Raw genomic sequence first — 21,188 nt, forward strand, 5'->3', positions numbered from 1 at the left:
GTACTCCGAACGATCGTTTCAATATAAACTGCCGCACAGCTTCGCCAGCAGCCGTTCAATCTGCCGGTTTCTATCGGTAGTATGGCCGTTCAACAGCGTTTGTCTGGAGCGATTACGTCGCTTGACGGTGTGATTGGTCGCGAGGAGCATCTAAATGCTCCAGCGATCGTCGTTCGACCGGACGCAGTCCAGTCGGTGCTCAACCGGTTGCGATCAGAATTCGATCACTGTGCCTGCGTGACCGCACAGGAGTATCAGGACCGCTTCGAGACGATCTATCACCTCAGGCGGTATGATGAACCGACGACGGAGCTCTCGGTCATCGTTCCAACGACGGTCGAAGGTCCGCACAGTCAGAGCGCGTCAGCCGTGTATCCAACCGCAGAGTGGCACGAACGCGAGGCCTACGACCTCCTCGGGATCGACTACGACGGCCATCCTGATCTGCGCCGGATCCTCCTCCCAGAAACGTGGGTTGGCCATCCGTTGCGATCGAGCTACGATCAAGAACAGCCACAGATCGTCACGCTCTCAGAACACGACAATCCCCTGGAGGACGATCGTGCGCTGGGATCGGACACGATGGTGATCAATGTTGGTCCGCATCATCCAGCAACCCACGGCGTGCTCCATTTGCTCGTAACGCTTGATGGGGAACAGGTCGTGGGTGTCGAGCCACAGCTCGGCTATATCCACCGCTGTGAAGAGCAACTGTGTCAGTCAGGGACGTATCGCCACCAGATCATGCCGTATCCTGACCGCTGGGACTGGGGTGGTGGCGGACTTTTGAACGAATGGGCGTACGCGCGTGTGGCCGAGGAGCTTGCGGATCTCTCCGTTCCAGAATACGCACAGGTGATCCGGACGATGAGCGCGGAGCTCTCACGGATGTTGTCGCACTTTCTTGCCATTGGGACGTACGCGCTCGACGTGGTTGGCGAGTTCACCGCAGTGTTTATGTACGCAATCCGTGACCGTGAGCAGATCCAGTCGCTTCTCGAAGCGCTCACCGGACAGCGTTTGATGTTCAATTACTTTCGGCTTGGCGGCGTGGCGTGGGATCTTCCCGAACCGAGAGAGGAATTTTTCGAGGGGGTTCGAACGTTTCTGGAGACGCTCCCGGAAAAAATCGAGGAGTACGACGATTTGTTGGCGCACAATGAGATCTTTCAGCGTCGCTGTGTCGACACTGGAGTACTCGATGCTTCGACAGCGAAATCGTTCGGCTGTACGGGGCCAGTCGCCAGAGCTTCGGGGATCGATTACGATCTCCGGCGTGACGATCCATACGGCTACTACGAGTCGCTCGACTGGGAGGTCATTACGGCAAGTGCTGGAGACAACTTCTCGCGCGTGCTCGTCCGGCTTCGAGAGATCGAACAGAGCGCACGGATCGTCGAGCAGTGTGTCGAGCTGCTCGAATCGTGGCCAGCAGCCGATCGAACGATCCAGTCGAACGTTCCTCGAACGATCAAACCACCCGTGGATGCCGAGTGTTATCGCGCTGTGGCGGCTGCCAAGGGAGAACTCGGCATTTACATCCGCAGCGACGGGACCGACACGCCGGCGCGGTTCAAAATCCGAGGGCCGTCGTTCAGCCACCTCCAGGCGCTCGAATCGATGGCCACTGGCGAGTACGTCGCCGATCTGATCGCTACGCTCGGAAGTCTCGATACGATCATGGGCGAAGTCGATCGCTGAGCGATTCGAGTTCGGAGACGGGAACGAACGGCTCTGGATCGGCCGATGTGTGCTGGTCATGTGCAAGGAGACCGATCAGCCGCTGGTCGTGGCCATTTCCAGATGCTACTTCGGCGTTCCTCGCCGACTTCACTCCAGAACAGCAACGATATCGGATAGATCGAAGAGCCGAAGATCATCACGCTCGTCTGCAGCTTCCTCGACGGAGCGTTTGAACCCAGAGCGGCTGAACAGGGCGAATTCATACGTCGGCTCCCCACCGCCAGTGGGTGTCCAGTCGATGTGCTCAACGCCGTCTTCGAGATTCGCGAGAACGTCATAGCCGAGGGGTGTGTTGGTAAATTTCGCTTCGCCAGCAATCAGCACTGACTCGTCAGTGGGAGCAACCACATCTATTTCCTGGTCCTTATACCACCACTGGCTGGGCACCTGTGTGAGCTGGTAGTCTGCAAAGAGGTCCGGGACTGCCTGGTGACAGAGCGATTCGAACGTTTCGCTGACGAAGTCGGGCAATTCCGGTTCGATGAGATCCGCGTAGGCGTTCTCGCCGTAGAGTTCGTACTGTCCCTCGCGACCGTAGAGATATCGGAAGTAAAACCGGAATACGGGATCAAGAATACGGTATCGCGTCCGCTTGCTGCGTGCCGGATCGGTGAGTGCTGGATAGTGTTTCTCGATGATCTGGAGCGTTTCTAGCCGGTCGAAGTAGTACGACGTGTTGGTGCTCTTGATGCCGGCTCCCTGGGCGATCTCGTTTCGACTGCGGTTCCCTGTGGCCATCGATTCCAGCACGGAGAAATACGTGTTCACCTCGTTGAGTTCCATCTGGAGGACGGTTTCGGGCTCGTCGTGGAGTGGGCCATCCGGATCGTACAGCAGCTGTGTGATGTTCTCTCCAAGGCTCTGTGATGGATCAAGAGGGCTGAGATATCGGGGGGTGCCGCCGAAAACGCCATAGGTGAACACCCGTTCTTCGGGATCGTACATCGGCACGAACTCTTGAATGGAGCGAAATGGCAGCTGGATGAGTTCGAGGCGGCCATTCGGTGTCTGGGACACCCGACCGTAGAGTGGCGCACCACCATCGAGGACGTGGGTATGAATCATGCCGATTGCAGAGCCTGTGAGCACGAGCGTTGCCTGACTCTCCCCGACAGCTGTATCCCACAGGTGTTGGATGACCGATGGAAGCCCCTCGTTCGATTCAATGAGATATGGGAATTCGTCGATGACGATGATGGCATCCCTGTCGGTGAGGTACGTTAAGAGCGGTTCCCATTCCTCTTTGATAGCCGTGATGTCTGGGTAGTTCGTCGCTGCTGCCTCGACGAACCGTCTAAGCTGTGTCGTCGCAGTTCCCTGGACTGCCTGATAGTACACGGCATCATCGCGGTCGGCAATCGATTGACGGACAAGCTCGCTCTTTCCGATCTGGCGACGCCCATAGATAATTGCGAGTTCTGCAGCGTTACTCTCATACAGGGTCTGCAACCGATCGAGTTCATCGATACGATTGACGAACTGATCCATATCTTCCGTCTCTGTGGGAGATACATATGTGCTCCGGAGTTAGGGACCAGACTATAATAGTCTGAACTATAATATTCTGATTTCTACTATTGGGAAAATCATTCGATCATACACTCGACAGAATTCCGATAGATAGCACCGAATATCCCATCAGTCGTCCTGGGGGTGGATTTCACTGGCCCGCTGTTCAGCCAGTAGAGGATCTGGACGCGCTGTTGCCTCGCGTTCTCATAGACGCCCGCAGCGTCTCCATGTCGTGAATCGTCACGGAGCCAGCGTCGATGAGTCGAGTGTTTGGCGGATTGAGTTCCGTGCCCCGGGCCAGAACTGCGTTCACAGTCTTTGAATGGACAAAATCAATCGCTGAGTGACTCAAGTTCGGAGACGGGAACGAACGGTTCTGGATCGTCGGTCTGGGTGCGTATCGTCCGTTGCCAGTGCCCAACGTCGTGCCATGTGCCGTGTTTATAGCCCACGTTTTCGAACGAGGCCACGCGTTCGAACCCCATTTGCTCGTGAAACGCGACGCTCTCGGGGTTTGGGAGCGCGATGATCGCAATGGCCGAACGGACGCCTTGCCGTTCGAGGACGGAAAACAGCGCCGCATAGAGCTGCTGGGCAATTCCCTGGCGTTGTGCTGGTGGGCTCACATAGACAGACACCGTCGCGGTCCACTGGTATGCTGTGCGTTCGTGGAACGAACTCGCGTAGGCGTATCCGAGGATATCTTCGTCGAGTTCACAGACGAGCCAGGGGTAGCGCTCAGTCGTGCGCTCAATTCGCCCTGCCATCTCGGTCGCGTCGGGCGGCGTCGTCTCGAAGGTGACGTGCGACGATTCGACGAACGGTGCGTAGATATCAGCGATTGCCCCCGCATCTGTCTGGTTTACGTGTCTGATGAGCGAGTCCATGTCCGTAGCTCACGAACGAAGCATGAAGGACACTCCGATCGCTGCAATTACGACATCGCACTGTTTCGGGTGTTGGCGAGCCAGGTTCCAAAACGGGCACACCATCTCCCGACCAGGACAAGTATCACGCACATCACCACGGTAGAGAGCACCGCAAATCCATTGAATAGGAGCCCTATTGGAATTGACACCTTCCATGAACGCATCAGTGCTCCGGAATTGCCGATTATCCAGAGTGGAACGATTCCACACAGCGTTACGATCGCGACAGTTTCACCGGCCTCCTGTGCTTTGACAGCTCGTGAGTTATATCGATAGCCCGCGAGCACAGCCCCAGCGACCAGTGGGACGCCATCGACATCGACGACCGGTTGCACAAGACTCGACACCACGGTGAGACACACTGCGAAACCGCCGATAACCGCCGCTTCCCGATGAGCGGGATCCGTCAAACGAGCGCGAATAGCAAGCACTCGATAGTGGAGGGCACTGGGCATACGCGAACATGGATGAATCCTCTCACAGATGGAAAACTGTTATGAGTAATAGGGCGGGTACAACCCATTCTGTTCGAGATCGTTGGATGGTTGTTCCGAGTAGATTGCCGGCGTTGTGCATGCCGGGAACAGATTCAAATAGTCGTGCGCTCTGTGCATAGTCCAATGAACGAAAAGACCGCCGAGCTCCGCGATATCTTCATGGAGGTAACCGATGACGACACCATCACCGAAACCCAGGAGGAAACGCGGGGATCGCTCGCCGAGGACGAACAAGAGATCACAGAAAAGCTTCGTGGGGCGATCGAACGCATGCGCGATGATCTCCCGTTCGACACAGACCTGTCTATCGACGAGTACGAATCGGTTGTTCGGGGGTTCTACGACGACAACGGGGACACAGCAATAGCCGATCGGCTAGCGATCGATAAGGAGACCGTTCTCGATGCTCGCCACGATCTCCATCTCGTTCGCGACGCAGAACTCGACGTGGCGTTCGACGACGAACGGTTCCGTGAGCTGTACACGGCCGATGAATCCATCGCGGAGATAGCTTCTGCGCCCGAGATCGACGACGAGACGGCACGGGAGTTCCGTGCGGTGCTCGAAACACAGATGGCGAACCGCCGAGTGAACGGCCGATACACCGACGAATTCGAAGAGCTACTCACCGACGCCGACCTCGAAGAACGGACCGAAGATGTTACCGAATCTGGCCTCGATGAAGCCACCGAGGGGATGGAGACGAACGTTTCGATGTGAGCACTTCCGTTATTCGTCCTTGAAGTCGTCCTCCAGCCCGAACGTAGTGGCGGTCATGGTATCTACCGATGGGAGCCGACGGAGTGGCGTTCTGAGTGTGTAGTAACACCCACTGAATCCGTAGCCACACCCGGCGAGCGCCATCGTGAGCTCGGGACCGAGCGCCGCCCCAATTAAGCCGCCCAGAAGCGAGCCAAGTGGAAGCGTTGCGCCGGTCGCCGCTCCTTTCGTCGCGCTGATTCGTCCGAGCGCGCTCGTGGGGAACACTGACTGATTCATCGTTGCCACGAGTACGCCGGTGAGCCCCGCCGGAATCCAGGCAAGCCCGAACAGGGTGACGGCGAGTTCGGGCGTCCCGGCGTATACTGATCCGATCCACAGAGAGGCGGCGACGAGATTCGTGCTGGCAAGCAATCGGCCAAAGCCGACGCCGGTGAACCAGGAACCAGACAGCGAGCCGAGCATTCGACCAATGCCGAGCGCACCGAGCAACAGGCCATACACCGCCGGCCCGTACTTGCTGGCTGCGAACGCCGGCAACACGGCAAGCGCTACGCCTGTCGTGAAGTTGAAGACTGCCGTGCAACCGATCATCTCCACGAACAGCGTTCCGCGGAGGACCGATACCCCATCGCGCAACTGTTCGACGTAGCCAGTGATCCCTCCGTCAGCTGTCGATGAACTGGTGGATGGGACGACCATGCCGGCGAACAACGCCGATGCAATGGCAAACGAGAGCGAATCGACCACGAACAGCGTCGTGGTTCCGACGAGCGCGATGAATAGCCCACCAACCGCCTCGAGCGCCATATCTAGTCCCAAGGTCACAGTGGCTAGCGCAGAATTTCCCGCTGAGAGCTGCTCTTTGCGAACGATTCGGGGAAGCATCGAGTCCACTACTGGCTCACAGGCAGTCGTCAACAGCGCAAGCACCGGAATCACACAGAACAACAGTTCGATCGACCGGCTATCGAGCATCGTAGCGATCGGTATGATGAGCACGACCAGCCCCTGGAGTAACTGTGCGCCCACCAGCAATCGCTTCGTTCGCCAGCGGTCAACCAGTGGGCCGGCAAATAGCTGCAACAGCCACGGCGAGAGCAACATCGCGTTGGCGATCCCCGTCAGGACAGTGGAGTTGGCTTCGGTCTGGATCACCCAGAGAATCGCGACCGTGTAGAGACTGTCCCCTGCGTTGGTGACGAGCTGTCCGGAGAGAAACCGGACGAACGTCCGGTTGTGCCACAGTGACTGCTCACTGGGTGTTGTGGGGGTAGAGGAGTCGGTTTCAGTCATCGACACCACCACGGAGCTGGTGACGGTCGATTTGGTCGGAAAACTATCCGATACGACGAACTGCAAATCTGTGGGCCTGTATGGCCGTAATACTGTGATTTCATCTGCGTGAGTGGCGAAGAAGATACGAACTACGGACAGCCGTAGCGAATCGATCCGATAGCTGTGGCTACCGGACCGTGATTTTCGCCGTGATCACCAGCGGAATAAATGGCTGGCGATCGACACGCAGTGGAGACACTCGTCGATCTGTCGGGCTTTGACGGCGATACTGTAAATATGTGTTGGGGGCGTGTCAGATTGTGCCATGGATGTGAATATTCAAATACCGGGAGGTGAGCAACGGTTCTCGTGATCGCGTTCACCGAGCTCGCGCTGGCGGCGTACTGTCCGCGAAAACTCTACTACCGCCGGCAAAACGATGAATTCGAGAGGGCGGCACAGCCGGGATTCGAGCTCGCGTTTCGATATCCGTCGCTGTTGGACGCAGCAACGGACCTCACCGAGGAGCCGATCGCCGTTTCGCCCTCATGCTTTCGGGAGAATCTTCGGAGCGCACGACGGCGCGTCGATCGGTTCGACGAGTTGTGTTCGCCCACCAGACGGTCGGTCTATCTCGCCGGAACGGACGCTCACGGCGTGGCCCACAAGCTACTGGCCAATCCCCCAGCACCGTCGATCGTTTCGGTCGGGACACCTCCTTCGACTGGTGTCTGGGAACCACACGCCGTCAGGGCCGTTGGGGCGGCTAAGGCGCTCGCATACGAGCGGGAAATGAGGATCGAAACGGCGTACGTCGAGTATGCGACCCACGGCGTGATCCGCGAGTTCGAGATCACTGGCAGACGACGCGCACAGTACCGACGTGCAGTCCGGACAGTCGAGACGCTCGGTGATCCACCGCCACGGTTACAGCAGCGGACAAAATGCAACTCGTGTGAGTATCGCGAGTCCTGTGGCGTCAGAACGGAGTCACTGTTCACCAGACTGTTCGGTTAGCCAGGTGTCGATCGAATCGGCGAGCGCACCACGTCGATGGATCGTTCCGGTTGCGGGATCGACGACCGTGCTTTCGGTTCCCGGTAGCTGCCCGTCGTCAATCACACACTCGACAGCCTCGCGAAACGTTGGATCGATCTCCGCGACCGTTCGAGCGCTTCCCGCGCCGCTCAGATTCGCACTCGTTGCGGTGAGCGGTCCCACTCCGTCGAGCAACTCAAGCGCGAGCGGATGATCGGGAATCCGTATCCCAACCCGATCCGCACCGGCAACGAGCGCGTCGGGGACGATCGAGCGCCGTCTGAGGAGAACGGTCACCGGTCCCGGAAGAAATGCCTCCATGAACGCACGCTCGCGGTCGGTCACAATCGTATACTCCGTGGCAGCCGCCACTGACGGGACAGCCATCGAAATTGGCTTCGAGCGCGCGCGTTGTTTGAGCGAGAACACCCGTTCGACCGCGTCGGGGTCCAGTGCGTCCGCACCAACGCCGTAGACGGTTTCCGTCGGATAGACCACACAGGCGCGCTCTTCGGTGGTGAGCGCGTCAATCGCCGCCTCCAGTGTCATAGTGCAGCGATGGCGTCCTCGATGGCGTCGTACTCGGGAAACTCTGGCCACTCCGAGGCGACCCAGTCGTACAGAACCGTCCCGTCAGTGTCGATCAGAAAGACCGCTGGCCGTGGCTCGCTGATTCCCGCCATCCCGTCGAGATCGTTGACGATGTCGAACTGCTCGGCAACCTCGTTGGCTGGATCGGAAAACAGGGACGCGTCGATCTCGGTGGATCGAAGGAGTTCCGCGTGCGCGTACGGCGTCGAAATCGAACAGCCGACGAGCTTGATCCCGTCATGGGTGTCGATTCCCCGGGACTCGAGTGTATCGTAGATATACGTCGACGGGAAGGCACCGTCCATCGGATGGAAAACGAGCAACACAGGCTGGTCTGCATACACATCAGCGAGCGAGCGATCCTCCCAGAACTCCTCGGTGACGAGCGGTCGAGTGAACGATGGCACCGTCTCGCCAACGGTTGGATGATCTGTGTCGCCAAGTGTCACCACGTCGAACTCCATCATTGTGACTCACCGTACGTTGCTTCGAGATACTCGACGATATTCGCGCTTTCGGCCATTGTAACCCCCGTCCGTTCGTCGACGATCGCAGGCACCGTCCGCACGCCACATAGGCGCTTGACGACCGTTCGCCTGGAGTGTAACGGCTCGACGAACCGCGACTGGTAGGAAAGCCCAAGCGATTCGAGCGTACTGATGACTCGCTCGCAGAACGGACAGGCCTGTAACCGATACACAGTGATCGGTGGCTCACTCGACATTATACCGGACCATACGGTCGTGACCGCCTAAACGTTGGCGTCCGTAACGGGTAAAATCGCCGCCCTGACTGTGTTGCTGATGGATTGAACGGTTTGATCAACAGAATCGGCGACAATCACACAGGAGTCGGGATAAACAGTGGGGTATCGTCCAGTATTACTTCGAGATGATGGCAACGTTTAATCTCCCAGACCTGTAATGAGGAACGCGAATGGGTTTATCAGCCGCGTATACACTGGTTTCCGTGACGACAGACGCAACGATCGTCTCGCAACTGGCTCTCGGCGATGGTATTGCTATTGGTACGGATCTCATCGCAGCCCTTGGAGCGGCCAGTCTTATCCTCCTCATCGGCCTCTCGGCGTTCTTTTCTTCCTCTGAGATCGCGATGTTCTCGATTGCCTCCCACCGGGTCGAAGCGCTCGCTCAAGAGCGCACGGCAGGAAAAACGCTCAAAGCATTGAAAGACGACCCACACCGGCTGCTCGTGACGATCCTGGTGGGGAACAACCTCGCCAACATCGCGATGTCGTCGATCGCCACCGGCGTGCTGGCGATGTACACCGACCAGGGAACGGCCGTCGCGGTGGCTACGTTCGGAATTACCGGGCTCGTCCTGTTGTTCGGCGAGAGCTGGCCGAAATCCTACGCAATCGAAAATTCGGAGTCGTGGTCGCTCCGTGTGTCACGCCCGCTAAAAGTCGCCGAATATCTCCTGATGCCACTCGTGGTGTTGTTCGATTTTCTCACCCGACAGATTAACCGGATCACTGGCGGCCAGACGGCGATCGAATCGTCGTACGTCACCCGCCAGGAGATCGTCGACATCATCGAAACCGGCGAGCGTGAGGGTGTCCTCGACGCCGAAGAACGGGACATCCTGCAACGGACCCTTCGGTTCAACGATACAATAGCCAAAGAGGTGATGACGCCTCGGCTCGACATCACAGCCCTTGAATCGAGCGCGAGCATCGATGAGGGTATCGAACGCTGTATCCAGAGCGGCCACGCGAGGCTCCCGGTGTACGATGGCAGCCTCGACAACATCGTCGGCGTCGTTCACGTTCGGGATCTGGTTCGAGATCGCACGTACGGCGAGGGGACCGACGTCGATCTCGAGGATCTCACCCAGCCAGTCTTACACGTCCCAGAGTCGAAAAATGTCGACGAACTCCTGCGTGAGATGCGCGAAAATCGCATGCATATGGTCGTCGTTATCGATGAGTTCGGCACTACTGAAGGACTGATTACCATGGAAGATGCCGTCGAAGAGATCGTCGGCGAAATCCTCGAAGGGGGTGAGGACGAGCCGGTCGAATTCGTCGATGAGGAGACAGCCATCGTCCGAGGCGAAGTCAACATCGAGATCGTCAACGACGCACTCGACATCGAACTCCCCGAGGGCGAAGAGTTCGAAACGATCGCGGGATTCGTCTTCAATCGCGTTGGCAGGCTCGTCGAACCCGGCGAAGCTGTCGAGTATGAGGATGTTACCATTACGATCGAACAGGTTGACAACACGCGCATCATGAAAGCCCGCATCGTCAAAACATCCACAGACCCAGTTGTGGAGGCTGATAGCCCAGAAACGATTGAATCGTAGTATTAGTTACAATTTTTCGACAGTGAAGGCGACACGGTGTCGGGGACCGCGGGCTGGCGAGACCGTCGCTCTGTACCGATTCTGGCGGTGGGTAGTTCACAGAGTCCCCAGCGATTGATATGGTCTCGAAATATTGATGGGTCCGGAACCGGTAGCGATTCCCAATGAATGAGCGGGCCACGAAACGTGGGTCTGTGAACGTCGTTGGGACAGCACACGTCTCAGCGGAGAGTGCAGAACGTGTCGAGCAGGTTATCGACGAAGAACAGCCCGATGTCGTCGCCGTTGAGCTCGATGAGGGCCGTTACCGGCAGCTGAAAGGTCACGAACCGGAGGATCTCGACGCCGGTGATCTTCTTCATGGCAACACTGTATTCCAGTTTTTGGCCTACTGGATGCTTTCGTACGTACAAACCCGACTCGGTGAGCAGTTCGACATCGATCCCGGTGCGGACATGCTGTCGGCAGTGGAAACGGCAGAATCCAACGACATCGATGTAGCGCTCGTCGATCGAGACATTCAGATGACGATTCAGCGATTCTGGGCACGGCTCACTGTACGAGAGAAGATTCGTCTCGTCTGCGAGCTTGGCTACGGACTGGTTGGTGGTCCGATGGTTGGATTGTACGTCGGACTGTTCATCGGAATCATTGGCGCGGTCGTGATCTCGGGATTCGGTGGCCCGTTTGTGTTGACCTCATTGGGGACTGGAACCCTCATTTCGATTCTGGATACGATCACGATGGCGCTGTTGATCGGTGGGACAGTCGGCTTGCTCATCACCACCGTCGTCACCCTCGCTGTCGATCCTGAAGAAGAAGACATCGATGAGTTCGATATCGAGCAACTAACCGAGGGTGATGTCGTCACTGCCATGATGGAGGAGTTTCGGCGATTTTCGCCCGGTGGAGCCGAGGCGTTGATCGATGAGCGTGATGCGTTTATTGCACACAAACTGGTTGCCCTTCGTGAGAGCGGTCGTGATGTCGTCGCCGTCGTGGGTGCCGGACACCGCGCGGGGATCGAGTCGTATCTCAGCCAGCCCGAGACGCTCCCACCGATGGAGTCGCTGGTTGGCGAACAACGAAGCAGTCGGTTTTCTGCCTACTCACTCTTTGGGTACCTGCTCACGATCGGATTTCTCGCCTTTTTTGCGCTGATCGCGATGGCCGGCGTCGGTAACGCCTTTTTTCTGAAGGTGATCGGGGCGTGGTTTCTGTTTAACGGGCTGATCACAGTTGGGCTCTCGCGACTCGGTGGTGCACACTGGCCGAGCGCGTTCGTCGGCGGTGCCCTTGCCTGGCTCACCTCGTTGAATCCAATGCTTGCGCCCGGCTGGTTCGCCGGCTACGTGGAACTGCGATACGTGTCGGTCAACGTGACGGACATCGCCACGCTAAATGAGATCCTCAGCGACGAAGAGAGCCCCCTGTTCGATCTGCTCGCCCGCATGCGTGAGGTCCCACTGTTCAATCTCATTCTCGTCGTTGCGATGACCAACGTCGGCAGCATGATTGGGACGTTTCTCTTTCTCGGCGCGATTCCACATCTCTTCGGAGATGTATCAGTCGTGCAACTAATGGTGACGGGCGCACAAGAGAGCTTTAGTATGGTACTGGATTCACTCCAGGGGATCCTATGAGCCACGAGCGGCGGTCGATTCGGTTCAGCGGTCGAGAGATTCAGGATCTGTTGATCGCGTGGATCGCACTGGGCGTTGCGTTTGCGTTTTTGCTCAACCGTCAGCTGGTGAGTGCGCTGTTTGGCGCGACCGGCATCGTTGCCGTTGACGATGCCATCATCACCGTCGGGGTTAGCATGGCGACGGTTGGCGTTGGCTTTCTGTTGCACGAACTCGCACACAAGGTCGTCGCGATCAAGTTCGGTCGAGTAGCGGAGTTTCGGGCGGACTACTCGATGTTGTTGCTCGCGGTCGGAGCCGGGATCGCAGGCTTTCTGTTCGCCGCTCCTGGCGCGGTGTATCACGCCGGCCGGGAGATCACGGCCAGGGAGAACGGCCTGATCGCGATCGCTGGCCCAGTGACGAATCTGTTGCTCGCGGGGCTGTTTTTCCCGCTTGTGGTGCTCGCGCCGTCACCGATCGTCTACCAGGCCGGACAGCTCGGCGTGACCGTCAATCTCGTGCTGGCGGCGTTCAACATGATCCCGTTCGGGCCGCTCGATGGGCGAACGGTGATCAGCTGGTCGGTCATCGTGTTTGCGCTCGTGTTCGGGCTCTCGGTGGTGTTGACCTATCTGTCGTGGACGCGGATTGGACTGGGATTCTAGGTCACCACGTTCTGGTTGGTAGCAAGGTCGCAGGGGAAACACGGTGTGGGACGCCCTCGAGTGGAACGATCACGTCGATATCGTAGTCCATGAGCAGCTCTCGACACGCTCCACACGGCGGAACGACCGCAGGAACGTCCGAATCGAACGCAACGGCGACAGCGCACTCGAGATCATCATGGGCGTTTCCGTCCGCGATTGCTGTGCCGATGGCAGACGGCTCCGCACACTGTGAAACCCGTCCAATGTTTGCCGGAAGGCTAACCCCATCGTAGGAGTCGCCAGCTGCCGTCCTGATGGCAGCAGCGACGATGTGCGCTCCGTCGAAAAAGTTGGGATCGTACGCCCCTTTACACGTCGTTCGCGCTCGATCGAGCAGCCGTTCGTCTCGGTCTGTGAGTGTCTTTGCATCCATGGCAACTGATCGTGTGTTGGCGTGCATGACAGTGCCCTTTTGGGCCCTGGCGGCTGAGCGTCTCGTATGACCGACGAGGAGGGGATGACGTATGCTGAGGCGGGTGTCGATATCGATGCCAGTGAGGCCGCCACGGCTGCGTTGCTCGATGCCGTCAGCGCACAGGTAACCGACGAAACGGACAGCGACTACGCCGGCCTGATTGATATCGGTGATCGGTATTTGGCGCTCGCAACCGACGGCGTCGGCACTAAACTGCTCGTTGCCGAAGCGCTGGGCGATTACTCCACTGTTGGCATCGATTGCATAGCGATGAACGTCAACGACCTCGTTGCGGCCGGCATCCAGCCCGTGGCGTTCGTGGACTATCTCGCCATCGACGAACCCGACGACGAAACCGCCACCCAGATCGGCGAGGGGCTCGCGGCTGGTGCCGAGCATGCCGAGATGGCGCTGGTCGGCGGCGAAACTGCGGTGATGCCCGACGTGGTCAGCGGCCTTGATCTCGCGGGAACCTGTGCTGGGTTGGCACCGAAAGACGCCGTCCTCTCTGGAACTGTAGCCCCCGGCGATCGACTCGTTGGCGTTCCATCTTCGGGAATCCACTCGAACGGGCTGACGCTTGCTCGAACGGCCGCCACGAGCGACCACAGCTACACTGATCCGTTCCCACTCGACACCAATCGAACGATCGGAGACGTACTGCTGGAACCAACCCGTCTCTACACCGATCTGCTCGAGCCGATCTGGGAGCACGCTGTGGACGCGGCCGCGCACATCACCGGCGGGGGATGGACGAACCTCCTGCGGATGGGTGAATTCGACTACGTCATCGACGATCCGTTCGACGCACAACCAGTGTTCGAGTTCATCCAGTCCGAAGGAACTGTTAGCGACGAGGAAATGCACCGAACGTTCAACATGGGCACTGGCTTTGTGATGGCTGTCGATCACACCGACGCAGAACACCTCGCCAGCGCTGTTGATGGTCGAGTGATCGGCCACGTCGAAGATGGTGACGGCACCGTCTCAATCAGAAATCTGCAACTTTCCTGAACGACGGGAAACAACCCTTTAACCGATTGACTGCAGTATCTGCGGGGAAATTTCCACCACATTAATAAAATGTGGTATATGGGTCGGCGGAAAATATGGGCGTATGAGTCGCAAAGCAGTGTTGATGGTGGTCGTGCTGCTGGTACTGCCGATGATGGCGGGGTGTAGTGGTTCTGAGCAACCACCAACCCCGGGCGAACAAACCCAAACGTCGCCTGAAGCCGACAGTAACGTCCCAGCGACGGAGACAAACACAGAAACTGCGGGACCACAGACGACGATGGGGCCGACGGACGAACGAATGGAGTCGTTCCAATCCGAACTCGAAGATCGTGGGATCATGGTCCAGCGTATCGAACACGACGGCGACCGGATTGATGTCTGGTACCGAACAATCAAGCGCACACGGTCGCATCACCTCCGAACGATGGACGACTTCACCGACGAGTATGCGAGTTTGCTTCGAAACGGTGGAACCGCAGATCGACTCGAAGTTCGAATGCTGAACGGCCACGGAGAGCCGATTGGCCGATTCCACATCATGCGCGGCTGGATTGAGTCATTCGACAACGGCGGAATGACAGAACGAGAGCTAGAAAATCGAACCGTTGAGACCTTAGAGCCATCGGATCCCGAATTCTTCCGGTAGGGGCGATACGAGGTGATGCTATCGATTGAATATTCGTTCTTCTATCGAATAAAATGAGGTTAGTGAATGTAGCTACACTAGGTGTATATGCACCGAAAGTCGGTTGTAGTGGTGTTCGTGTTGATCGGTGTCGTTGTGGCGGGCTGTAGCAGTCAGCCCACCGAAGGGCCACAGACAGAGAACGTACCGGCGACAATTTCTGAGACGCAAACGTCCGACTCGTCGACCTCACAGATGCCAGCAACGCCAACGGCGACGACCACGGCGGAAGAATCGTCGCCGGAGGTTCGGGCTCTTAGAGACGAGCTCACCGACCGAGGCATCTCCGTTCGCTCGCTTGAGCAGTCCGGCGATCAGATTGATCTGACCTACGGAACGATCGAAACGCGACTCGACGAACATAGTCACGAACGGGCGGTCGTCGTGCGATCATACTACCAGGTGTACCGTACGGGGGGATCCTCCGAGCGCCTCAACGCTCAAATCGTCGATCAGAACGGCGAATCGATCGGGAGCTATCACGTCGATAGCGACTGGCTCTCGGCGTACAGCAACGGCGGGTTGACCGACAGGGAACTCCTCGAACGGGTGAGTAGCACTCTCGAAACGTCGAAGCCATCCTACTTCCAGAACACGAGCGAATCGATCCGATCGATACCCTCCAGCGGTAACTGGCTCGATCGCTCCAGTCAGTAATATCAGAAACTTGCTTTTAATTCATTCTTGAATGGTGTGGTCCATCGATAGAATGCCCGTAACGCAAAAGTACTGGCTCACAAATAACGGGATATGACTATCAATAAATTGGTATCTAGGCGGAATTTCATCAGGGCTGCCACGGGAGCCACATCGGTCGCAACCGTCCAACCGGTGGCGGGACAGACAGGAACGAACAACACTACCGACAACGAAACAGGAGAGAACGCGACGGACAACGCCACCGGCAATGCAACAGGAAACGCAACTGGAACTGGCGCACAACAGACCGGTCCGATCGACTTCGGTGGATATCTCGACGATCTCACCTACTGGGATGGGCAGGCCGTCGATCTCACGGGACAGGGGGCGGTTCAGATCACCGTCGGAGCAAGCGCGAACAACAACCTCTCCTTTGAACCAGTGGCGGTCCACGTTGATCCGGGAACCGCTGTCACGTGGGAATGGAGCGGCGACGGTGGCGCACACAACGTCGTTTCCGAAACAGATGCGTTCACCAGCGGCAGCCCGACCGGCACAGCCGGCACGACCTTCTCATATACGTTCGAAGAAGATGGAATTTTCAACTACTACTGCGACCCACACCGCGCGTCCGGCATGCTGGGATCGGTTGCAGTTGGCTCTGTCCCACGGAAAGCTCCAGTGACGCCGGCTCCTCCCGCCGTCAATACTGGTACGAAACAACTGGCTGTTGGTGCCGCTGGAACGATGGCTGGCGTCCTTGGACTGGTGTTTTTCTTTCTCAAGTATGGTGGTGACTATGAATAAATATCATTAATATTAGATTTATAAAAGTTTTTCACATGGTAAAATGACATCTGTAAAACGATGTTTTCCCCCTACAAACACCCATTTTACGATACATCTATTCAACCCTTAATACATATGCTTCCATGATTTTCTAATATTTTTATCATTATAACTGAGGACAGCTATAAGATGGGAGAATTCGAACAGCAGCTATGCCGCTGACCAACGGTACTGATGAACAGTGGTCGATGGATCGTCGGACGCTCTTAAAGCGGACGGGCGTCGCTGGAATTGGACTTGCTGGGACGGCCTCTGCAATCGATCGCACAGCCGCACAGACCTCCTGTGGTGAGCAGTCGTTCATGGTTGCCTACGAAGAGCTGCGTCCCAAACGGGCCGACTGGGACTACAACGACTTCACACATGAAGTGCGCGTAGCGTTTAACGAACCGAACGATCAGGCGAAGCTCACCGTCAGTCCGATTGCTGCACTCGCAGGACTCAAAAGCGATCTTGAGATCCACCTCCCGAAATCGCTCATTCACTCCAACGCATCGTATCGCGTCGAACGACGGGATATCCCGACACAGACGGTGACGAAAGTCCAGGAGGGCCACGTCTCACGGGGAACGAGCCTGAACACACGTCTCGTTAACACGGTCGGTGATGCGGTAACGAGCGGCTCTGCCGATAGCTGTCCGATGACTCGCCATGAGCTCACGCTGACGGTCGATTTCGAACGATCGTTCCCCTCGGAGACCGCATGTCCGTGGCCCCTCCCCACGAAAGACGAGTTTGGCACGCACGGCAGCGAGCTGTTTTTCACACCCGCGCTGCGCAGGCTTGACACTGGCAAGCGGGTTATGCCCGGTGACGATCGATTCTTGTTGCTCCCCTCTCCACAAGACGAATCAAGCTGGGCGCGACCCAAAGAGGGCGTCCACATCGCAGACGCATACGAGAGCGTTTCACGAACCGAACAGAGCAGTGTGCCGTCGTTTGACCGAAAGGACTGGTTCCGGCGCGAGTACGCGAACGAAAAATTCGTTTATAACTGCTAAGGCTCAACTTGCGTTCTGTCGAGTGAGCGCCCGTGTTCCCATCCGTGCTTTGCTCACATGAGTGAGCCGACCTTCCGAAATCGATACGCGACTGCATCTTTTTCTTCTAAGTCGGTATTATACAATTACATTACTAATATATTAAAAACAATAATGAATAGAAACTATTATTAATAAATATTTCTCAATTGTTAATGAATTCGGTGTACATCCGAGAATGTCCAATAAATCACGGTCACGGCGAGCAGTGTTGGGAGCAATTGGGGCAGTGGCGTTACTGGGAGTCACACCGGCTGCTCGAGCAACGACAGATCGCATTGATACGTCGTTCGACCCATCCAGCGAGTCGGCCATCCGTTCGTTCGCTACGAATTTCCGAACGCTCGCTCCTGAGCGACGCAGAACCGTCTTTGAATCACTCACAACCGAACAACGGACGGCGACGAAACGAGCGTTCGCTCCAGAGCGGATCGAATTCGACCAAAATGTATCACCCCAGAGGACGGCGCAGGACACCAACGTTGTCAGAACTGCTCGAGCGAAGGGCTGGTCGTTGCTTGGATTTCATCTCTGGACCTGGAACCACAGGGCGAGCTGGTCGCACGAGGAAGATTCAGTCTATGACGTGCAATCATCGGATTTTGCCACCGTTCACGATCCCACGTGGGCGTACAAGGGGACGGCAGCCCACTCGAAAGACGTCGATGGCGACCATTTCGAGGTGTTTCGACAGGGAAAGCTCACCTTCCTTGGGGGCCGGTATACGCTTTCGGCGAGTCCGTACGCCCGCATCCGAGGCAACGCAGACGGGAGTTCGACGGTCCTTGCAGTGGACGATGGCTACTGATCGGCTGCTTTCTTCTCCGCTTGTATTACTGGGAGTTTTCCGCGATCGAATCACCGACACTGGCAATCCTCGGGACGGATGCTTGGTGTTGGCCCTCCAGATACCGCTTTCGGTCGGTCTGCTCGTGGGTGGACTCGCCTCGGTGCGCGCTCACCATTGGCCTCTATTGGCGTGCAGTTGTTCTCTGGTCGCTCATCCTTCCCGCGATCGGCTGTATAGGGTGGGTAATGCAGCCGGACCGTACCAGGCAGTGGTGTTCGAACTGCACGAAGCCGGCCAGTCGCTGACGAACGTGCTGGTGGTCGAAAGCACGTTTCCAATCCCGCCAGCGTATCTCCATCCACTACTGGGTGGGGTCGTTCTCGTCGGCTGGTGTGCGATCGTCTGGATGATCCTCCTTAGTGTGATAAAAGAGCGTCCCACCAGTCGGTGAGCAATCAGGAGATGTGGGCGGCGACGTCCGCCTCGGTGATGATCCCGATCATCTTCCCGTTTTCGATCACGATGATCGCATCGTGGTGGTTGAGATGGGTATCAACTTCTGAAAGCGTTGCGTCGGGAGTCACTGTGGTGATCGACTCGCGCATGACCTCGGCAATCGGGAGCGCACCTGGCTCCGAATCGTCGTCGATTTGGCGAATGTCGCTGTTCGAGACGATTCCAACCGGATAGCCGTCTCGAATTACCGGGAGCTGGGAGTAGCCCTCGGGTGTCATCTGTTTGGTTGCTGCTTTCACGCTGTCATCGGGTGCAATTCCGACGACAGGACTGTGCATGATATCACCGGCCCGTCGAACCGACGCACCGGCTTCGTTGAGCGCGGTAACGATCCGGCGGAGCGTCGACAGCCGCGGATCAACGTCGCCTCCCTCAATGCGCGCGATCAACGGCTGGGAGACGGACGCCATCTCGGCGAGTTCGCTCTGGGTCAGATCCAACTCATGGCGGCGTTCTCGAAGGTCCTCCGGCGTCGGAAGTTCCATGTTCGAGATAACCACTAGTTATACAAAAGTGTTGCCGAACGGCCGATCGCCTTATTGGTCGGCGTCGTCCTCGATCTTTGCCGTGTGGATAACCTTCAGTGGAACGTTTTTGAGTGCGCCACCAATTTCGCTTTTTGCGACTCGCTGGGCGTGCTGTTCGCTGTCGACGTTGAAAACGTCCATCTCGAGGATGAGACCGACCAGTGCGGTGTCTGCGGCGATGTACGCCGAGTCGAACGCTTCACCACAGACCGGACACTCCGTCGCACCGATCTCGACCTCCACGTAATCCATCTCCGTTTCGTTCAATCGCTTGCCGGCTTCGCTAACCGCGACACCAATCGCATCGTTTATACTTTCGACATCTCTCACAAGCCACGCAGCCTCGACGGCGACGAGATAGTTGCTCATGAACCGTCTTAGAATTCGAGGATATCCATCTTTGTGGTTCGACAATGTGATTTTAAGATTACATCTAGGGACGAAATGGTATATAGACGAATCTAATATCAATGTAAATGGTAATTAAGTGGAACGTAACTCTCCGGATCTGTTGGAAATTCGCCGGTGATATGCGTAATTATGGTAGGAGTTTTCGCCACGGACGAATGTGTGTCTCGATTCGCGGATGACACAGTAATCTCGCCCATAGGTTATGATGAACCAATGAATCAGTGGTGTGTCATCTTCACGATTGATACGCTATTGCATCGGTGGTAGCGTCGTGAGCGACGTCGTGAGTTTCATGGGATGAAACCACCAGACGGTAGCGTGGTGGACTGATTTGGGCGGTCGGAATCCTTTTCTGTCTCAAGTTTGTTTCCGGCAGGTGAGGACATGTTGAGACGGCTTCGGTCAATAGGCCTGTTCGCACTGTATCAGATCATCATCGTCACAGGGATTGTGCTGCTTCCGTTTGGAATGGTGGCCACACGAATGGGGGTCCCGTTCCCGTTCCAGCGACTCCTCCGTCTGTGTGCACCGTCGGAGGCGACGACGGACGGTCGGTGAACTGCTCGAAGGAGTGCTTTTATCAGCACTGGGTGGGTACGCGCTACTAATGCGCGAACACCAGCTTTCGGGGCAGGTTTCCGTCCCAGACCGGCGAGATTACCTACCGCCAGTGCACGAACCGGAGCTCGGTTCACTGCCGGATGTATCGAATACTGATATGGATTCGGTGAACAAGACTGGAACGACGACGATCGGCATCGCTGCCGAGGATGGTGTCGTCATCGCGACCGACATGCGCGCGAGTCTGGGAGGTCGGTTCGTTTCGAATAAGAACGTTCAGAAGGTCGAGCAGATCCATCCATCGGGGGCGATGACTCTCGTCGGAAGCGTTGGGGGTGCCCAATCGTTCATTCGCAACATGCGTGCGGAGGTAAATCTGTACGACGTTCGGCGTGGCGAGGAGATGTCGATCCACGCGCTCGCAACGATCGCGGGCAACTACGCTCGTGGGGGGCCATTCTTCCAGATCAACCCGATTCTCGGTGGCGTTGACAGCGATGGATCGCACGTTTACTCGATCGATCCGGCCGGCGGTGTGATGGAAGACGACTACACCATCACTGGCTCCGGTCTGACGGTCGCCTACGGCACGCTAGAACGCGAATACGAGGACGATCTCTCGATTTCGGAGGCGAAATCCGTTGCAGCAAGCGGTATCAAAGCCGCAGTTGAGCGCGACACGGGCTCCGGTAACGGAGTCTATCTCGCCGAAATCACCGAAGAAGGCGTCGAGATTGCGGGCCACAAGGCGTTCGACGACGTCCTGTAGC

The 21,188-nt window shown here is 57.1% G+C and carries 27 protein-coding genes and 1 pseudogene; 15 read left to right on the forward strand and 13 right to left on the reverse strand.

Annotated features, from left to right (window positions below; all coding sequences use genetic code 11):
- Window positions 1-81 precede the first annotated feature (81 nt).
- Complete coding sequence (locus JXQ78_RS12945) at window positions 82-1,701, forward strand: NADH-quinone oxidoreductase subunit D (RefSeq protein WP_330631182.1); 1,620 nt, start codon at window positions 82-84, stop codon at window positions 1,699-1,701.
- On the opposite strand, the gene JXQ78_RS12950 is transcribed toward JXQ78_RS12945, so the two are convergent.
- The 5 genes and pseudogenes from JXQ78_RS12950 to JXQ78_RS12965 all read right to left on the reverse strand — a co-directional run bounded on the left by JXQ78_RS12950 (window position 1,679) and on the right by JXQ78_RS12965 (window position 4,639).
- Window positions 1,679-1,834, reverse strand: a complete 156-nt coding sequence (locus JXQ78_RS12950) for a hypothetical protein (protein ID WP_330631183.1) — start codon at window positions 1,832-1,834, stop codon at window positions 1,679-1,681. The two genes, JXQ78_RS12945 and JXQ78_RS12950, sit on opposite strands and share 23 nt — an antisense overlap.
- Window positions 1,831-3,231, reverse strand: coding sequence for an ATP-binding protein (locus JXQ78_RS12955; RefSeq protein ID WP_330631184.1), 1,401 nt, complete (start codon window positions 3,229-3,231; stop codon window positions 1,831-1,833). Before JXQ78_RS12955 ends, JXQ78_RS12950 begins: the two co-directional genes overlap by 4 nt.
- A gap of 150 nt (window positions 3,232-3,381) precedes the next feature.
- Window positions 3,382-3,592: pseudogene (locus JXQ78_RS19060) on the reverse strand (hypothetical protein).
- Window positions 3,588-4,142 (reverse strand): GNAT family N-acetyltransferase, encoded by a 555-nt coding sequence (locus tag JXQ78_RS12960; RefSeq protein ID WP_330631185.1) that lies wholly within the window; start codon window positions 4,140-4,142, stop codon window positions 3,588-3,590. Before JXQ78_RS12960 ends, JXQ78_RS19060 begins: the two are co-directional and overlap by 5 nt.
- 47 nt (window positions 4,143-4,189) lie before the next feature.
- Entirely contained in the window at window positions 4,190-4,639 is a 450-nt protein-coding gene (locus JXQ78_RS12965; RefSeq protein WP_330631186.1) for a DUF5518 domain-containing protein, read from the reverse strand.
- 165 nt (window positions 4,640-4,804) lie between these two features.
- Here JXQ78_RS12965 and JXQ78_RS12970 point away from each other — a divergent pair, with 165 nt between their 5' ends.
- Window positions 4,805-5,401 (forward strand): conditioned medium-induced protein 4, encoded by a 597-nt coding sequence (locus tag JXQ78_RS12970; RefSeq protein ID WP_330631187.1) that lies wholly within the window; start codon window positions 4,805-4,807, stop codon window positions 5,399-5,401.
- A gap of 9 nt (window positions 5,402-5,410) precedes the next feature.
- Here JXQ78_RS12970 and JXQ78_RS12975 read toward each other — a convergent pair whose 3' ends face one another.
- Window positions 5,411-6,697, reverse strand: a complete 1,287-nt coding sequence (locus tag JXQ78_RS12975; protein WP_330631188.1) for an MFS transporter — start codon at window positions 6,695-6,697, stop codon at window positions 5,411-5,413.
- 351 nt (window positions 6,698-7,048) lie between these two features.
- Between JXQ78_RS12975 and JXQ78_RS12980 the strand changes: the two genes are divergently transcribed.
- A complete protein-coding gene (locus tag JXQ78_RS12980) occupies window positions 7,049-7,696 on the forward strand; it encodes a CRISPR-associated protein Cas4 (protein WP_330631189.1) in 648 nt (215 codons plus the stop codon).
- Here JXQ78_RS12980 and JXQ78_RS12985 read toward each other — a convergent pair.
- From JXQ78_RS12985 to JXQ78_RS12995, 3 genes are read right to left on the reverse strand one after another with little or no spacing between them, the layout of a single operon-like run.
- On the reverse strand, window positions 7,670-8,266 hold the full coding sequence (locus JXQ78_RS12985) for an L-threonylcarbamoyladenylate synthase (protein ID WP_330631190.1): 597 nt from the start codon (window positions 8,264-8,266) through the stop codon (window positions 7,670-7,672). The genes JXQ78_RS12980 and JXQ78_RS12985 overlap by 27 nt on opposite strands.
- A complete protein-coding gene (locus tag JXQ78_RS12990; RefSeq protein WP_330631191.1) occupies window positions 8,263-8,775 on the reverse strand; it encodes a redoxin domain-containing protein in 513 nt (170 codons plus the stop codon). Before JXQ78_RS12990 ends, JXQ78_RS12985 begins: the two co-directional genes overlap by 4 nt.
- Window positions 8,772-9,032, reverse strand: coding sequence for a glutaredoxin family protein (locus tag JXQ78_RS12995; RefSeq protein WP_330631192.1), 261 nt, complete (start codon window positions 9,030-9,032; stop codon window positions 8,772-8,774). Before JXQ78_RS12995 ends, JXQ78_RS12990 begins: the two co-directional genes overlap by 4 nt.
- 212 nt (window positions 9,033-9,244) lie before the next feature.
- On the opposite strand from JXQ78_RS12995, the gene JXQ78_RS13000 reads away from it, so the two are divergent.
- From JXQ78_RS13000 to JXQ78_RS13010, 3 genes are all read left to right on the forward strand, one after another.
- Complete coding sequence (locus JXQ78_RS13000) at window positions 9,245-10,636, forward strand: hemolysin family protein (RefSeq protein ID WP_330631193.1); 1,392 nt, start codon at window positions 9,245-9,247, stop codon at window positions 10,634-10,636.
- A gap of 164 nt (window positions 10,637-10,800) precedes the next feature.
- The gene (locus JXQ78_RS13005; protein ID WP_330631194.1) at window positions 10,801-12,279 is read left to right on the forward strand and encodes a TraB/GumN family protein; all 1,479 of its coding nucleotides are present in this window, start codon (window positions 10,801-10,803) and stop codon (window positions 12,277-12,279) included.
- On the forward strand, window positions 12,276-12,926 hold the full coding sequence (locus JXQ78_RS13010; protein ID WP_330631195.1) for a zinc metalloprotease: 651 nt from the start codon (window positions 12,276-12,278) through the stop codon (window positions 12,924-12,926). Before JXQ78_RS13005 ends, JXQ78_RS13010 begins: the two co-directional genes overlap by 4 nt.
- A gap of 1 nt (window position 12,927) precedes the next feature.
- Here the strand turns inward: JXQ78_RS13010 and JXQ78_RS13015 are convergent, their stop codons facing one another.
- Entirely contained in the window at window positions 12,928-13,341 is a 414-nt protein-coding gene (locus JXQ78_RS13015; protein ID WP_330631196.1) for a cytidine/deoxycytidylate deaminase family protein, read from the reverse strand.
- A 66-nt stretch (window positions 13,342-13,407) separates the two neighbouring features.
- On the opposite strand from JXQ78_RS13015, the gene purM reads away from it, so the two are divergent.
- The 6 genes from purM (at window position 13,408) to JXQ78_RS13045 (ending at window position 18,421) form a co-directional block, all read left to right on the forward strand.
- A complete protein-coding gene (gene purM / locus JXQ78_RS13020) occupies window positions 13,408-14,397 on the forward strand; it encodes a phosphoribosylformylglycinamidine cyclo-ligase (RefSeq protein ID WP_330631197.1) in 990 nt (329 codons plus the stop codon).
- A gap of 103 nt (window positions 14,398-14,500) precedes the next feature.
- Entirely contained in the window at window positions 14,501-15,046 is a 546-nt protein-coding gene (locus JXQ78_RS13025) for a hypothetical protein (RefSeq protein ID WP_330631198.1), read from the forward strand.
- An 87-nt stretch (window positions 15,047-15,133) separates the two neighbouring features.
- Window positions 15,134-15,742: a hypothetical protein gene (locus JXQ78_RS13030; RefSeq protein WP_330631199.1), complete on the forward strand. Its 609-nt coding sequence runs from the start codon at window positions 15,134-15,136 to the stop codon at window positions 15,740-15,742.
- A gap of 93 nt (window positions 15,743-15,835) precedes the next feature.
- Window positions 15,836-16,531: a halocyanin domain-containing protein gene (locus JXQ78_RS13035; RefSeq protein WP_330631200.1), complete on the forward strand. Its 696-nt coding sequence runs from the start codon at window positions 15,836-15,838 to the stop codon at window positions 16,529-16,531.
- A 194-nt stretch (window positions 16,532-16,725) separates the two neighbouring features.
- The gene (locus JXQ78_RS13040) at window positions 16,726-17,574 is read left to right on the forward strand and encodes a hypothetical protein (RefSeq protein ID WP_330631201.1); all 849 of its coding nucleotides are present in this window, start codon (window positions 16,726-16,728) and stop codon (window positions 17,572-17,574) included.
- Window positions 17,575-17,791: 217 nt separating this feature from the next.
- On the forward strand, window positions 17,792-18,421 hold the full coding sequence (locus tag JXQ78_RS13045) for a hypothetical protein (protein WP_330631202.1): 630 nt from the start codon (window positions 17,792-17,794) through the stop codon (window positions 18,419-18,421).
- A gap of 25 nt (window positions 18,422-18,446) precedes the next feature.
- On the opposite strand, the gene JXQ78_RS13050 is transcribed toward JXQ78_RS13045, so the two are convergent.
- Complete coding sequence (locus JXQ78_RS13050; RefSeq protein ID WP_330631203.1) at window positions 18,447-18,575, reverse strand: hypothetical protein; 129 nt, start codon at window positions 18,573-18,575, stop codon at window positions 18,447-18,449.
- Window positions 18,576-18,641: 66 nt separating this feature from the next.
- Here JXQ78_RS13050 and JXQ78_RS13055 point away from each other — a divergent pair, with 66 nt between their 5' ends.
- A complete protein-coding gene (locus JXQ78_RS13055; protein WP_330631204.1) occupies window positions 18,642-18,854 on the forward strand; it encodes a hypothetical protein in 213 nt (70 codons plus the stop codon).
- A gap of 4 nt (window positions 18,855-18,858) precedes the next feature.
- Here JXQ78_RS13055 and JXQ78_RS13060 read toward each other — a convergent pair whose 3' ends face one another.
- Window positions 18,859-19,404 carry a CBS domain-containing protein gene (locus tag JXQ78_RS13060; RefSeq protein WP_330631205.1) on the reverse strand — a complete coding sequence of 182 codons (546 nt, stop codon included), beginning with the start codon at window positions 19,402-19,404 and terminating at the stop codon, window positions 18,859-18,861.
- Window positions 19,405-19,455: 51 nt separating this feature from the next.
- Window positions 19,456-19,815: a DUF555 domain-containing protein gene (locus JXQ78_RS13065; protein WP_330631206.1), complete on the reverse strand. Its 360-nt coding sequence runs from the start codon at window positions 19,813-19,815 to the stop codon at window positions 19,456-19,458.
- 426 nt (window positions 19,816-20,241) lie between these two features.
- Here JXQ78_RS13065 and JXQ78_RS13070 point away from each other — a divergent pair, with 426 nt between their 5' ends.
- Entirely contained in the window at window positions 20,242-20,415 is a 174-nt protein-coding gene (locus JXQ78_RS13070; RefSeq protein ID WP_330631207.1) for a hypothetical protein, read from the forward strand.
- 49 nt (window positions 20,416-20,464) lie between these two features.
- Window positions 20,465-21,187 carry an archaeal proteasome endopeptidase complex subunit beta gene (psmB, locus tag JXQ78_RS13075; RefSeq protein ID WP_407934051.1) on the forward strand — a complete coding sequence of 241 codons (723 nt, stop codon included), beginning with the start codon at window positions 20,465-20,467 and terminating at the stop codon, window positions 21,185-21,187.
- Window position 21,188 lies beyond the last annotated feature (1 nt).

Source organism: Halocatena halophila (assembly GCA_027563145.1).
GTDB classification, from domain to species: domain Archaea; phylum Halobacteriota; class Halobacteria; order Halobacteriales; family Haloarculaceae; genus Halocatena; species Halocatena halophila.

Coding starts and splice junctions, on each gene's coding strand:
- JXQ78_RS12945 (WP_330631182.1), top strand. CDS start 82: ATGGCCGTTCAACAGCGTTTGTCTGGAGCGATTACGTCGCTTGACGGT.
- JXQ78_RS12955 (WP_330631184.1), bottom strand. CDS start 3,231: ATGGATCAGTTCGTCAATCGTATCGATGAACTCGATCGGTTGCAGACC.
- JXQ78_RS12960 (WP_330631185.1), bottom strand. CDS start 4,142: ATGGACTCGCTCATCAGACACGTAAACCAGACAGATGCGGGGGCAATC.
- JXQ78_RS12965 (WP_330631186.1), bottom strand. CDS start 4,639: ATGCCCAGTGCCCTCCACTATCGAGTGCTTGCTATTCGCGCTCGTTTG.
- JXQ78_RS12970 (WP_330631187.1), top strand. CDS start 4,805: ATGAACGAAAAGACCGCCGAGCTCCGCGATATCTTCATGGAGGTAACC.
- JXQ78_RS12975 (WP_330631188.1), bottom strand. CDS start 6,697: ATGACTGAAACCGACTCCTCTACCCCCACAACACCCAGTGAGCAGTCA.
- JXQ78_RS12985 (WP_330631190.1), bottom strand. CDS start 8,266: ATGACACTGGAGGCGGCGATTGACGCGCTCACCACCGAAGAGCGCGCC.
- JXQ78_RS12990 (WP_330631191.1), bottom strand. CDS start 8,775: ATGATGGAGTTCGACGTGGTGACACTTGGCGACACAGATCATCCAACC.
- JXQ78_RS12995 (WP_330631192.1), bottom strand. CDS start 9,032: ATGTCGAGTGAGCCACCGATCACTGTGTATCGGTTACAGGCCTGTCCG.
- JXQ78_RS13000 (WP_330631193.1), top strand. CDS start 9,245: ATGGGTTTATCAGCCGCGTATACACTGGTTTCCGTGACGACAGACGCA.
- JXQ78_RS13005 (WP_330631194.1), top strand. CDS start 10,801: ATGAATGAGCGGGCCACGAAACGTGGGTCTGTGAACGTCGTTGGGACA.
- JXQ78_RS13010 (WP_330631195.1), top strand. CDS start 12,276: ATGAGCCACGAGCGGCGGTCGATTCGGTTCAGCGGTCGAGAGATTCAG.
- JXQ78_RS13015 (WP_330631196.1), bottom strand. CDS start 13,341: ATGGATGCAAAGACACTCACAGACCGAGACGAACGGCTGCTCGATCGA.
- purM (WP_330631197.1), top strand. CDS start 13,408: ATGACCGACGAGGAGGGGATGACGTATGCTGAGGCGGGTGTCGATATC.
- JXQ78_RS13025 (WP_330631198.1), top strand. CDS start 14,501: ATGAGTCGCAAAGCAGTGTTGATGGTGGTCGTGCTGCTGGTACTGCCG.
- JXQ78_RS13030 (WP_330631199.1), top strand. CDS start 15,134: ATGCACCGAAAGTCGGTTGTAGTGGTGTTCGTGTTGATCGGTGTCGTT.
- JXQ78_RS13035 (WP_330631200.1), top strand. CDS start 15,836: ATGACTATCAATAAATTGGTATCTAGGCGGAATTTCATCAGGGCTGCC.
- JXQ78_RS13040 (WP_330631201.1), top strand. CDS start 16,726: ATGCCGCTGACCAACGGTACTGATGAACAGTGGTCGATGGATCGTCGG.
- JXQ78_RS13045 (WP_330631202.1), top strand. CDS start 17,792: ATGTCCAATAAATCACGGTCACGGCGAGCAGTGTTGGGAGCAATTGGG.
- JXQ78_RS13060 (WP_330631205.1), bottom strand. CDS start 19,404: ATGGAACTTCCGACGCCGGAGGACCTTCGAGAACGCCGCCATGAGTTG.
- JXQ78_RS13065 (WP_330631206.1), bottom strand. CDS start 19,815: ATGAGCAACTATCTCGTCGCCGTCGAGGCTGCGTGGCTTGTGAGAGAT.
- JXQ78_RS13070 (WP_330631207.1), top strand. CDS start 20,242: ATGTTGAGACGGCTTCGGTCAATAGGCCTGTTCGCACTGTATCAGATC.
- psmB (WP_407934051.1), top strand. CDS start 20,465: ATGCGCGAACACCAGCTTTCGGGGCAGGTTTCCGTCCCAGACCGGCGA.